This window comes from Mesorhizobium sp. M4B.F.Ca.ET.017.02.2.1 (genome assembly GCF_003998955.1).
Classification (GTDB): domain Bacteria; phylum Pseudomonadota; class Alphaproteobacteria; order Rhizobiales; family Rhizobiaceae; genus Mesorhizobium; species Mesorhizobium abyssinicae.
In genome coordinates, this window is record NZ_RZOF01000010.1 from 15,142 (window position 1) to 27,546 (window position 12,405).

Genomic DNA, 12,405 nt, shown 5'->3' on the forward strand with positions numbered 1-12,405 from the left:
TCATTCTCCGTCTTGGGCAAGAGATAGCCCGTGGTCGAACGGTCGAACGCGAGATAGCGGGCGGCAACTGCTTTGATTTGCGCGGCGGTAACCCTGCGGATGCGAGACGGCCGTTCCTCGACATCTTTCACGGTGCCGCCGGTGGCCAGCGTCGAGCCGTATATGCAGGCGAGGTCGTCCTGGTCGTCTTCGGCAAAGATCATATCGCGCACAAAGCGCTCCTTGGCCTTGCCCAGTTCCTCGCTGCTGACACCATCCTTGGCAATGCGAGCGACTTCGGCAGCGGCCGCCGCTTCGAGATCGGCCAGCTTGGCATCGCCGCGCGGCGCGCCATAGATGGCGAACCTGGTGTCGTCGAGCATGGTGCCCTGGAAATAGGCGCAGGCGCTGGAAGCGATACCTTGCTGGACAGCGAGCGCCTGGTAGAGCCGGCTGCGGTTACCGCCGCCGAGGATTTCGGACAGCAGGTCGAGCGCTTCGGCCTCGCCCGGCTTGGCGGTATGGTAAGACGGCACCACCCACTGCGTCGAAAAACTGGGCACGCTGACGCGGGCGTCGGAGAGCGTGACGGTGCGCCTGGTGTTCTGCTCGGGCTCAACCGGCCGGATGCGCGGCGGCAGGTCGGGCCCGCGCGCCACCTTGCCATAGGTCTTCTCGGCCAGCACCTTCACCGTCTCCGGCTCGACATCGCCGGCCACGATCAGCACGGAGTTGTTGGGCCAGTAGTATTTTTCATAGAAGGCGGTGGCGTCGACGCGGTTCAGCTGCTCGATCTCCTGCATCCAGCCGATGATCGGGATGCGATAGGGCTGGTTCTGCCACAGCGTCGCGTCGATCTCCTCATGGAGCACGTCCTGCGGGTTGGTGTCGGTGCTTGAGCGGCGCTCCTCGATGACCACGTCGCGCTCGGTCTTGACGACATCGTCGGTGAGGATGAGGTTTCGCATTCGGTCGGCCTCGAAGCTCATCATCAGCTCGAGCGCCGACGGCGCCACTGTCTGATAGAAGGCGGTGTAGTCGGAGGAGGTGAAGGCATTTTGCGAGCCGCCGATCTCGAACACTGCGCGGTCGAATTCGCCGGCCGCATGGTTGGTCGTCGCCTTGAACATCAGATGCTCGAAAAAATGGGCAATGCCGGATTTGCCCGGCGGCTCGTCGGCGCTGCCGATCTTGTACCACACCATGTGGCTGACGATCGGCGCCCGGTGGTTGGGAATGACGACCACCTCCATGCCGTTGTCGAGCACGAAATCCGTCGCCTTGCCGTCCTCCCATGCGACGGGGACCGGAGCCGTCCTCGCGCCGCCCAACTCGGTCGCAACGGACGTCCTGCGAAGCCCGTGAGTGCGGGGCTTGCTTCTGATAGGGAGAGTGGGATTATGGGCTGGGTTCCTGGCAAAGTGATTTGTTCCTCATTTTGAAGGCTCTATGTCTCCCGACGCCTATTGGGAGAAAGTGGATCGGCACGCGACGCCGAGCCAGATGAGCCGTCAGCGTGTTGCCGGGCCTGACGCGGGCCTCATCTTTGGATGCGTCCGGGGAACGTTCGGCAGTATTTTGGTGGGGCCATGGGAAGTCTGCTCGTTATCCATTGGGTGTTTGCGGATACCTGAGCATGCGCCGTGCCAAGTAAGAAAGCCCCGATTTGCAAGGTTTGATCCAACCTTGATACTTGCGATATCCGACATTGTCGGGCATCCGACAGAAAGCGCCTTTCGCCGGCGCGCCGGCTACGGCGCTCGCCTCCTCCGGCGTGACGACGATCCTTTGGCGGGCGCCGCGCACACCGATCTGCCCGCCTATCAGCACCGCGACATCGAAGGACAACGCGATCGTGAATGATGGGTCTTACGCAAACATGCAGCAGTGCCACCGCCATCAGGACTTCATCCGCCCCTCAAAGCCCCGAGCGCGAGGGGACGACGTGTAAGGCAACATGTCATCCTCGACAATGATGCCGCGCATAAAGAGGTAAGGTCCCTCGTCGTACCGGCGAGCCCCTTCGCTGGGTTCGCCGAGGGTCTGGTTTGCGAACGTCGACCGACAGCATCACGCATGGGCGGCCGGATCGATAGACAAGCATTGACCGTGCCACCAGCGCATTGAGGGCAGCGCAGAGTCCAATTGGCCTGTGCCAGCCGGTATGTTGGAGCTTCAAGTGTGGCCAGCCAAGCGGGCTGAGGCCATGGAACTCCTGATATCCTGGACAGTCCAGATTGCAACGCACGACGCCTTTGGTCATCGCCCGAACGTTCATTGACGCTCAGCGAAGCTTGCGTCATCCGGACGATCTGGGAAAAGCTTGGCGGGGCCGGCGCCTTCCCAGGCGCACGGGACGCGCGACGACCCATGTGGACCTTGGATTTCACTCCGCACCTACGCTGCTTTGGCCTTGTCAGCAGCCTGGGCGGCATAGCTGAGTCCCGCCCTTGCTCAATCTGCCAAACCATCTCGCTCACAAGCGATCGGGTGGTTTGTGCCGTCTGAACGCGCATTGTCAACTTGCCGACAGTCTGGGGTTCCGAACCCGACAGTTGATTCAAACCGACAATGGCCCGCCTCAGAAGCAGGCAACCGCGCTTCGTAGCAGGCCGAAGCTAATCGAGGTTCGCGGGTCTCGGTTTGAGTGTGCAGTGTCGCTGCGCGCCTGATCTTTCGGTCTGATGACAAAAACATCGTCATTTTGGCCGACGATATCGGTCAGGAGCGGGTATTGCGGTCGAGCAGCGACCCAAGCACGTCCACAAGATGTGCCGAGTTTGCAGGGTTGGGTCATTGTTTCTGTCGACGTTTGAGCGACAGCGCACGACGAAACGTCTGGCATACGCCTCGTCTGGCACGCGCCTCGCATGTGTGGCAGGTGCTGCTGGAGATCAGGCGGTCGAGTGGGCCTTGCAATTTTCCGATTTTGCTGCGCCTAAAGTCTCGTGTACAAATCAGGCTGGCGTGAATGGCCTGCCTAAGTTGCGACTTGTTACAAAGGAATGGATATATGGCGACTGGAACGGTGAAGTGGTTCAACAGCACCAAGGGTTTTGGTTTTATTCAGCCCGACAACGGCGGTCAGGATGTCTTTGTCCACATTTCCGCTGTTGAACGAGCGGGCCTGTCGACCCTTAATGAGGGCCAGAAGATAAACTACGAGGTCGAACAGGATCGCCGCACCGGCAAGTCCTCTGCAGGCAGCCTCAGCAAGGCTGGCTAACGCGTGCGGCAAGGATGCGGCATACTCCGAACGCATTGACCGGCTCGAAACCCGGCCGGAGCATGCAACCAGGTAATGCCGCGGCAGCGATTGCTGGAGCCGTCGCGAATTCCTCTGGAATGAGGCTCTTGGACGGGAAAGGCGGGGCTCGTCCCCGCCTTTTGATTCCGCGCAGATTGGGCCTACGGCTGCCGCGCGTCCCGAACGACTGTTGATACGGATTTAGGCTGCGACCTTTTTGCGGGTCCGTTTCGCCGGCGCCGGCACCGGGGCTTCCGGCTCTTTCGGTTTGCGGCCGAGTCCGATGGTCTTGGCCAAGGCGGAGCGCGTAGCGGCGTAATTCGGCGCCACCATCGGATAATCCGACGGCAGACCCCATTTGGCGCGATATTCGTCCGGGGTCAGACCATAGTGCGTCGACAGATGGCGCTTTAGCGATTTGAATTTCTTGCCGTCTTCAAGGCTAATGATGTAGTCCGGTTCGATCGACTTTTTGATCGGGACAGCAGGTTTTTTCACAGGCACAGGCTCTTCTGCCGGTATTAGTCCGGCCGTGCCTTTTAGAGCCCCGTGCACTTGGGCGATCAGGGCAGGAAGCTCCCCCGCCGGGACGGGGTTGTTGGAGACGTAGGCTGATACAACATCGGCAGTGAGCTCGATGAGGATGTCGGTGTTGTGGGCTTCTTCTGTCATAAACTTCTCCGGGCAGCTTGAAACACAGTCGGGCGAAGTGTCGCTACATAGTGGCGGTTGACGCTGAAAGCAAATGGATCGACGGGTGCGCTGCTCCCCACCATTGAAGTCTCGGGGAAGTATCCCGTCATCGTCCATCGGCCTAGAGGCAGCGTATTGCATTATGGGAGCGGTCGCGCCTGCCCCAAGTTAGAGGCAGGCATTCGCGCGTGAATTAATCAAATCCATCCTGAGCGTATCTCGCGTGGCAACCACGAAGGCGCTCTGGCAACGAAGCGAGGCGGATGGCCTTGCGGGTGGCCGAGAGATGTCATCCGGCTCTCCTGCCGACCTCTGCCGGCCAGATCTGGAGCAACAGCTTTGCGCAGATATGGCTCTCTTCAGAGGCCATCTATGATGGGAGCCGAGCGCGTCTCGAGCCGGGGAATAGGCTGCACATGCGCTGTGCCCACCTATTGCGATCGTGCTAACCTTGGCTGTTCGGACTTGCCGTTAAGGCAAGCGACAGATTGAAGTTATGCTGCACCATCTGATTCCCTGGCTCGGTTTCGAGAGCTCGCCGATACAGGGCCTGTGCCGCGTCATGCCGCCCCTCAATGTCCAAGATCACGCCCTTCGCATTCAATGCACGTACGTTTGCTGGGGCTGCAACCAAGACGCTGTCGAGCACCTCAACCGCTTCGTGCGGGCGCTTCTGGGCCACCAAGGCTTTTGTAAGCCGTATCGCCGCATCAACATTGTCCGGGTGCTGCTTCACCTCATCCCGCAAAGCCCGCTCTTGAACATCCTGACCAACTTCGCGCAAAATGCGTTCGCGCATAGCCGGATCGATTTGATCGGCGCTGAGCAACTCTGGGGAAGATGTCTCCTGCACGGAAAGAGCGGGCTTTTGCCAGCTGGCGCAACCGCCCAAAGGCAGAATGGCGAGTACGGCAAAAAGAAGTGAGCTCCGGCGCAGAAACATAGGCGATGGAGAAACTGTATTTCTAACAAATTTCATATTATCTCTCGGTTATCAGGGAGGCGGGTCGCGTTCAGTTAGGAAAGGTGGAACTACTCTAACAATCCGCTGTTCGATCCGTGCGGGAGTTTGACGGATCCTGCCGGGCGAATTGTAAAGTCGGAGGCGAGGTTTTGATAAGACAGCACGGCGAGATCGATCCCGTTTCGCGTCAGAAAGCCGCGGACGAAACGTCGGACATCCATTGACGTCAACAGAATAGGGCGGGTTTGACCCGGTTCTGTGTTCGAAAGGACCTGACGTATCTGTGATAGCATCGCTTCGCTTTGCCGATCCTCCAGTGCGAGATAGGGGCCTGCATCCGAATCTCGAACCGCGCCACGCATCACATCCTCGCTCTCGCGTTCGACGACCAGGGCGGACACGATGCCCTCGGTGTTGGCATAGCGGTGGCAGATCTGTCGCTTCAAACCAGAACGGACATATTCCGTCAGCAGGGCAACGTTTTGCTCACGCTCGCTCCATTCGGCCAATGCCTCCAACACGAGACGGGTGTGGCGGATTGGGATACCTTCCTCCAGGAGGCGGCGCAGAACATCGGCAATCCGAGGAATCGGCGTCGTGCGCAGCACCTCTTTCACAAGATCAGAATATTCCTGCTCCATTCGGCCCAGGAAATGTCGGGTCTCTTGGATGCCCACCAATCGCGGTGCGTAGCGGGTCAACGTTGCATGGACGCGCAAGGCGAGGAGTTCGCCGGGAGCCCAATGCTCCGTGCCGGCGCCCGTAAGGGCCTGTGCAGGGGTATGTTCGACCGGGAGTCTGTCCGTTTTCGGCTCACGCCTAAGGGGGATACCGCTCGAGTCGACGTGCGCTACATCGGCTCGGAGCGTCATCTGGCTTGGATCTATCGCGTCCTGTTCGACTGGCACGCCCTCGACATCTATCCGGAATTGCGATGTAGGCAGCTGCTCGTCAACCAAGACAGGGATGCGGGGAACGATAATGCCCAGATCGGCTGTGACCAGGAGCGAAACGCGCCCAATATGTTTTTGCAATTCGGCTTGATCGATCGCCTGCATAAGATTTGGCGCTAAAAAAAATGCGATCGGGAATTCCTTCGCAGGCGCGGCTTGCTTAGGCTCCGCTGCAGTTCCATCTTTCGCATCGGCAGTGCCGGCGCCCAGCACATCAGCCTTGACAATGCTTACCGCAGCGAACACTGCGGCCAGCATCAGAAAGACGGGGAGGGGAAACCCAGGAACGAACCCCATCACGACCAGGACGCCGGCCGCCAGCCGCAAGGCTCGAGTACTGGCCGTGAGCTGACTGACCATTTCGGTACCGAGGTTGATCCTCGCCGTCCCAGTCACACGGGTGACGATGGTCGCCGCAGTAATGGAGAGCAGAAGGGCCGGAATCTGCGATATCAATGCATCGCCTATCGTCAGCAGAGTATAGTGATGCAGCACCTCGCCGAAGGACATGCCCTTGGAGAGCAGACCGATCGAAATTCCACCCAGCATGTTGATGCAGATAACCACCAGCCCGGCGATGGAATCGCCCTTCACAAATTTCATCGCGCCGTCCATCGCGCCATATAGTTGGCTTTCCTTCTCCAATTCGGCGCGCCGCCGGCGGGATTCGTTGGCATCGATGTGGCCGTTGCGTAGCTCTGCGTCGACCGCCATTTGCTTGCCCGGCAGAGCATCCAGCGTGAAACGCGCCGCCACTTCTGCCACCCGTTCGGCACCCTTCGCGAGGACCATGAATTGCACCATGGTGACGACCAGAAATATGACGAAACCCACCACGATATTGCCTGAGATGACGAAATCGCCAAAGGTATGAATAATGCTGCCGGCCTCCCCCTCGGCCAGGATCAGTCGCGTCGTTGCGACCGTCAGCGCGAGACGGAATACAGTGGAAATCAAAATAACGCCGGGCAAAGAGGAAAAATCAAGTGGAGTACTGACATACAGGGCAACCATCATCAGCAGTATGGCCAACCCCATATTGAATCCTATCAGTGCGTCGACCACCACGACCGGGATAGGCATGACCATCATCGCGACAGCCAGAAGCAGCATCAACGCAACCATTAAATCCGGGCTGGCCGGCGCACGCTTGATGAAGTCACGCAGGACGTTGGCCATCGAGACACCTTTGCAATCGGTTGAGACTTACTCTGCTGTTACGCCCTGAAACGTAGCTTTCGAACTCCGAAGGCGCCTCGGCCTTGGCCAGCGCGTGACCCTGCATGAGAGCCACAAACAGGCGCGAAATGGCTGGGCAGCAAATGTTTCCAACGCAGCCAGCTTGTCAGCACCGAGCGCGACAGGATGTTTGGCTGGCCATAGAGTGCTGCTTGATGGGGCCTGCGAGCTTTCAATATGGGAGAGCAGCAATGCGGCCATTCCTGCTCAGCAGCACACGGCTGTCCTCAATACGATCGACTACCCATCCATCAGCCAAAATGGCCCCGACAAAATACTTCTCGCTGTCGATGACAAGATACGGTTGGGCCCCATGCCACACAGCTTCGACCGCGATTGCGGATGGCGCCTTCTCCTCTTTGATGAGCACTCCGTTCACCAGTGTTAGAGTACCCTTGGTGCGACGATCGAACGATTGCTGAAGCTTCTGCCAGCTGATGACCGATTCAGACGTGACGGTGCCCTCGGCGGTCACAACACCCTTTGCGGAGCCAATCTTGACGTCGAGAAGACCCGCTCGATCGACTTCCTCCTGCAGCTCTTTGGCCGCTGCCCCCGTAAGTTCATTGTCAGCGCGGTGACTGATCGTTCTGGACGCGACTTCAGCCCGAAGTGAATTGGGGCTCGATCCACTTGCATTGCCAAGATAGGAGAACATGCCCGAAAGCGCGCCGATCCCGAGTGAGCTGATTATGACCATGGCGAGCACACCGATCGGTAGGCGCGGTATGCCGGTCGAACCAGGCGGCTCTGCATCCTGCACGGACCAAGCAATGGACATCTCGCCTACGAGCAGGACGGCAGGAAGGGGCACAACAACGGACTGGCCTGCGGCGATATTCCGGTTGCCCTCGATACTGAGTCCGGGTGCAAGCGCCTCGAGTTCGATCGACTTGCCAAGAAGAGTTACACGAAGATGATGCGGTGCCAGTCCTTGCTCGACAAAGACCAAATCGGCATCGAAGCCGCTGCCGATTAAACACGTTTGAAGATCCGTCTTGCCGGTCAGTCCGCAATAGAGCCCCGAAAGCACTTCGAAACGGAGGGAAACGGCGTCATCCACAGAGCATCTCTCAAACAGGATAGAAGCCGCACGGCAATTGCCATGCGGCTCATTTCGGGACTACGTCGCGTCAATAAGGAGACGCGCTAGGGGCAGTCTAAAAGCCGCTTCCGACATTACGAAACGCGTTCGTCGGCGGCCTTCTTGATGGTCTGGAGATTGGTCGTTAGAGTGCGCAACTGGACACTCCTTTTCGTCGCCTCCAAGCTAACATTGGTTAGTTCTTGCACTTGCGCCTGAAAAGCAGTAGCATCAGCTCCGCTTGTATTGCCGGGAGTGCTACCGGTAGTTTTATCGGTGTTGCCAGTGCTATTGGTGTTGGTATTGCCTGATTTTTTATTATTATCAACTGCAGCCATGATCATTCCTTTTTCTGTTGGAGTTGTGCCGTCAATAACGGCCTGTATGACCTCACGCCGGATTTTCCCGCGTCAGGCATCTTCTGTGTCATCCAAAGCTTCATCGGCCTCAGCCATCGCATCGTTCGCGAATTGGAACGCGAACGATCGCAGGATACTTTGGAAGGCTTCACTTTGTGCTGCAGACTGTGAGTTGTCTTGAAGTTGATCATTTGAAACGGTCCGGTTATCCGCCCGATCGTTCCCGCCAGCTGGCTTGCCATCATTCCCACCAGCTGGCTTGCCATCATTGCCACCAGCCGGCTTGCCATCACCAGAATGCTCGGATTTCGAATCCCCATGGCCCTTTCGGATCAAGGAAGTCCCGAGGTTGCCAACTCCACTCCCAATTGCTGCTATCATCAGGTACTCCGGCATTTGCCATTGGCGGCGACGTGTTAAAGGTTAACCTCGATCAAGCTAAGGGCGGGAGCTTTCGAGAACCTGACGGCTTTTGACAAAAACCGGCCAGCGCAAAAACGTATGCTCTGCAGGATGTTGCTCTCGCATCGAACAGTCGACCACGATCTCGGCTGTTCGGCCAATCCCGCCGTCCACGCATGCCGCGACCGAATGGCAGCCGCAGCAGCTCGTTTGCATCCTCGATGCTGTGGTGTCGAACAGGAGACACGGTCCACGTGCTGCATGACCGCAATGACCGTATTCTTGCTGGCTCCACGGGCGCACGCAACGAGCAGGAACTCGGTCTTTGCATCACCATTCTCTCGCCTGCACATCACGGCCCGGCGCGGTGAGCTCATTGGCTTCGAGAAGGTCGGCGACCGTACGAACATGGGATGGTCTGCCGGCTTTGGGAGGCCGGTGCGGATCCTCTTCTCACCATATCGAAAGCTTGAAGCGGTCGGATTTTCTTGCCCTGTTCGTGAGAACTCCCATCGTCAGCTAATCGTCAGCCAAGCGGTCTATCTAGGCCGGCCGTGCCTGACCTTCGGATCCAAAGGTCCCGTCTCGACACTTTTTGTAACTATAGATCGAAATGGTTTCCCGCGCGATACGCAACGCACACGCTTCTCTGAAGCAAATGTGTGACTTTGTCGGTGGCGAACGAGAGGAGTGACGCCTCAATAAAATCGTCAGGCACGTGTCTAGGAAGGGGAGCTAGCCGAGTTGGTCTGATTTCATTCGCTGTTCCTGGAAATCGGCGGACTGAAGCGCTGATAATCTCAGGACATCGATATGCGAAAGTCCTGTGAGCTCGGGCCAATCTTGGCCTGCTACTGAGAAGCACTTTGGCGGGAACATTACGCCGTCGCGGGTCTGGCTGACCGTGACGTTAACCGAAAGATGCCGCTGGTCTCGTCAGCCGCCAGCACAATAGCAGCACATTCTCGCCTACTACGGAGACGCAATATGAAGGGCATTGGCCGACCACGGAAATCGCAGGCTGAAACTGGAGCCAGCCGCGCGGGGCGGGCGAGCAGTTCCCTTTCGCAATCAAGTCTTGCTGCGGGAGAAGGTGGACAGTCATTCGATTCCGTTGTGGAGCAGATGCGCTCTGGGGACGCCGATAGGAGGCCCTCCTCCCTTCCAGTTGCGCGCGGTCCAGGCGATGCCCGCGAAAGTCTGCCAGGCGCCTCGATTGGCGAAGATCAAATCCTGAACGCACCGCCACGTGGAGCCGCTGCGCCACCACGCGGAACCGTAGCGCCACGTGGCGCAGCCGCAAGGCGGCGCGGTTCTCCCTCCATGTCTGAGGGCGAAGCCATGGCGCCGGTCGGTAGCCAACTATCAACCGCGCAGGTGGAAGGCACCAGCTCATCGTCAAATGAAGATATCAGTCCGACACAGCTCAGAATGAACAGTCTTGTTCAACAACTGACTGATTGCGAGGCTGCGGCCAGGAAAACCGACGTCCCCGAGGAGGCGGTGGAGCTGATCAGTCGGGTCGTCGATGCAGCCTCAGCAATTCTGGAGTACCGCGCTAGCCTGCCTGCGGCTGAGGCGCAGACAATTATGCCAGACGACAAGGTGCGTAGATGTTGCCAGATCGTGTGCGACGCCGCGAATGAAGTAGACAAACTTGGCCTGTCGACGATCACGAAATTGGACAAAAAGACCAAGAAAGCGGCAGGTATGGTCGATAAACTCTACTCCTACTCCCAGGCGGACCGGCAGGAGCTGTTGATTTTAAATGTGGAGAACCACCATACGGCGGCAATTAAGTGGTGGGAAAAAAAGGCATGGCGCTCCGAACGGCAGCGATCCGCCTGCGCTGCCACCGCTAGCCTATCCAGTGGAACGCCCGTGATGCGGGAAGCCGAGCGGTGCGCACTGCGGCTGCGTGCCGGCTCGGTACTGAGTGTCAGGATCTGGCTGGTCCGTGAGCGGATCGGTCTTGCGCGGGCCAAGATTGAACTGCGGGCGAGCAGGTTCGAGCCAGATTTGAAGGAACTCCTCGTCGGTCGAAATGGAGTGGTGCAGCTGATGGCAAGCGCCGTTCAAGAAGCTCTTCGCGCCCTCTCTTTGGCGAAGGGCATAATGGATGATGGCAAAGCACTCAACGCTCATGATTGCGCGGTTGTAGAAAAGATCATGGAGCGGCTTTCGGATTTTGGATTGGCGTTGCACGAGGTGCATACCAAGCTAAGCCATACCTACCCAGATGCCGGCCTCCCATTGAAACTGTTCGAACGGATCGTGGACGATGCATGGATCACTGCGCACGATGCCATGCACTTGTTGAACCTGCAGTCTCCGCCGTCAGCCATCATGGCGCCACAGGCCCAGGCGGGCGCTGCGATGCCGGCCAGGGCAGGCGCTGCGATACCGGCTGACACTGCTGGTACGGCTGCAGTGTCAGAAGGCACTACAGGGCGAAGGAAAGGGAAGTCAAAGCATAAGTCGGCAGCTCGCGCCGGGACTTCTGCCGCCGGGCAGCCATCAACACCAGTCGCTGCGAACGCCGGCACAGTGCCAGCAGCCAAGGTTCTCGCGCGCTCGGATCAAGTTGCGAGTACACAGGTGAGAGCGCAAGAGGTGGCTGCGAGTTCGTCGGGGGCAGGCTCGACAATCGGGGGCGCCGCGTTGTCAATGGAGGTATTGACGGAGCGGCTCAAACGATTGGACGAACTTTTGCAGTTCGATCTGGCCGGTCAGCAAAGCGTCGTCTCCCAAGTGCGCCAGATGAAGCCTGAGGAGGCCGGTAAGGTCGTGGACGATGTGGCCCAGTACCTGCGAGCCCAGGCCATTGAGATGCAAACCTGTCTCGCCGGGTTGCAGGGGCGTAATGTACGCCTGCTACTCACCTCCACCCAGCTACCCAAAGTGCACGAACGCACAGACCAGCTCAAAGGGTTGCTGAACATGGTGCTGGGACAGGCCAACGCACTGAATGAAGGAAAAGCCGGCATTACGACTGATTGCATGAAGGCCTACGCATTTCCGGCGCAAAAATACCTGGAACATTTGTGCAATGCCGACGAATTGATGCCGCCGGAGGCACCGGTCGCGCTGCGTGGCGAGCCAGGAAAGCTGTTTGAGATGAAGCTGCAGCCCAAGATGCTGGTCAATGGTGGGATGCCGAGCCCGATGTGGGTGCACATCCACACGAGTCGCCCCGTCATGGCCAGAAACTTGGAAGGGCTGGCTGATTCCGAATTCACCGCTTGCCACGTTAAATCCAACGAACAGCGCGGCTACAATCGAGAGCGAGAGGAAGCCGATGCTAGGTCCGGTCGCGAGAAGGTCATAATTCATCGCGGCAAACTCACCCCCGCTTTCTGTAAGTCCTTGTTGACCTCGGGGCTTGGCCGCCAACCACGCCATTCGCGTGCCGAGCTCCCGTCGGCGCAGGCTGCATGACAGGGCACGTACTTTGGGGTCTAGGGCAGAATGCGGCCGGCCACGCT

The 12,405-nt window shown here is 58.6% G+C and carries 8 protein-coding genes and 1 pseudogene; 2 read left to right on the forward strand and 7 right to left on the reverse strand.

Annotated elements, in window-relative coordinates:
* Positions 1–5: 5 nt before the first annotated feature.
* Positions 6–1,310 (reverse strand): annotated as a pseudogene (locus EN738_RS02785) (pitrilysin family protein); the annotation flags it as partial.
* A 1,682-nt stretch (positions 1,311–2,992) separates the two neighbouring features.
* Here EN738_RS02785 and EN738_RS02790 point away from each other — a divergent pair.
* Positions 2,993–3,205 (forward strand): cold-shock protein, encoded by a 213-nt coding sequence (locus tag EN738_RS02790; RefSeq protein ID WP_008874821.1) that lies wholly within the window; start codon positions 2,993–2,995, stop codon positions 3,203–3,205.
* A gap of 222 nt (positions 3,206–3,427) precedes the next feature.
* Here the strand turns inward: EN738_RS02790 and EN738_RS02795 are convergent, their stop codons facing one another.
* From EN738_RS02795 to EN738_RS35305, 6 genes are all read right to left on the reverse strand, one after another.
* Positions 3,428–3,898, reverse strand: a complete 471-nt coding sequence (locus tag EN738_RS02795; RefSeq protein ID WP_029354830.1) for a MucR family transcriptional regulator — start codon at positions 3,896–3,898, stop codon at positions 3,428–3,430.
* A gap of 466 nt (positions 3,899–4,364) precedes the next feature.
* Positions 4,365–4,898, reverse strand: coding sequence for a tetratricopeptide repeat protein (locus tag EN738_RS02800; RefSeq protein ID WP_101918715.1), 534 nt, complete (start codon positions 4,896–4,898; stop codon positions 4,365–4,367).
* 53 nt (positions 4,899–4,951) lie between these two features.
* Positions 4,952–7,015: a type III secretion system export apparatus subunit SctV gene (sctV, locus tag EN738_RS02805; RefSeq protein ID WP_127282367.1), complete on the reverse strand. Its 2,064-nt coding sequence runs from the start codon at positions 7,013–7,015 to the stop codon at positions 4,952–4,954.
* Positions 7,016–7,247: 232 nt separating this feature from the next.
* Positions 7,248–8,138, reverse strand: a complete 891-nt coding sequence (locus EN738_RS02810) for an EscD/YscD/HrpQ family type III secretion system periplasmic domain-containing protein (RefSeq protein WP_029354836.1) — start codon at positions 8,136–8,138, stop codon at positions 7,248–7,250.
* A gap of 116 nt (positions 8,139–8,254) precedes the next feature.
* On the reverse strand, positions 8,255–8,497 hold the full coding sequence (locus EN738_RS36095) for a nodulation protein NopA (RefSeq protein ID WP_236370642.1): 243 nt from the start codon (positions 8,495–8,497) through the stop codon (positions 8,255–8,257).
* Positions 8,498–8,569: 72 nt separating this feature from the next.
* Positions 8,570–8,899 carry a hypothetical protein gene (locus EN738_RS35305; RefSeq protein WP_091595908.1) on the reverse strand — a complete coding sequence of 110 codons (330 nt, stop codon included), beginning with the start codon at positions 8,897–8,899 and terminating at the stop codon, positions 8,570–8,572.
* A 1,344-nt stretch (positions 8,900–10,243) separates the two neighbouring features.
* Here EN738_RS35305 and EN738_RS02825 point away from each other — a divergent pair.
* Positions 10,244–12,358, forward strand: coding sequence for a hypothetical protein (locus EN738_RS02825; protein WP_245494315.1), 2,115 nt, complete (start codon positions 10,244–10,246; stop codon positions 12,356–12,358).
* Positions 12,359–12,405: the final 47 nt, after the last annotated feature.

What these genes read in the sequence shown, in the direction of transcription:
- EN738_RS02800 (WP_101918715.1), bottom strand. Translation starts at nt 4,898, where the DNA reads ATGAAATTTGTTAGAAATACAGTTTCTCCATCGCCTATGTTTCTGCGC.
- EN738_RS02825 (WP_245494315.1), top strand. Translation starts at nt 10,244, where the DNA reads ATGTCTGAGGGCGAAGCCATGGCGCCGGTCGGTAGCCAACTATCAACC.
- EN738_RS35305 (WP_091595908.1), bottom strand. Translation starts at nt 8,899, where the DNA reads ATGATAGCAGCAATTGGGAGTGGAGTTGGCAACCTCGGGACTTCCTTG.
- EN738_RS36095 (WP_236370642.1), bottom strand. Translation starts at nt 8,497, where the DNA reads ATGGCTGCAGTTGATAATAATAAAAAATCAGGCAATACCAACACCAAT.
- sctV (WP_127282367.1), bottom strand. Translation starts at nt 7,015, where the DNA reads ATGGCCAACGTCCTGCGTGACTTCATCAAGCGTGCGCCGGCCAGCCCG.
- EN738_RS02790 (WP_008874821.1), top strand. Translation starts at nt 2,993, where the DNA reads ATGGCGACTGGAACGGTGAAGTGGTTCAACAGCACCAAGGGTTTTGGT.
- EN738_RS02795 (WP_029354830.1), bottom strand. Translation starts at nt 3,898, where the DNA reads ATGACAGAAGAAGCCCACAACACCGACATCCTCATCGAGCTCACTGCC.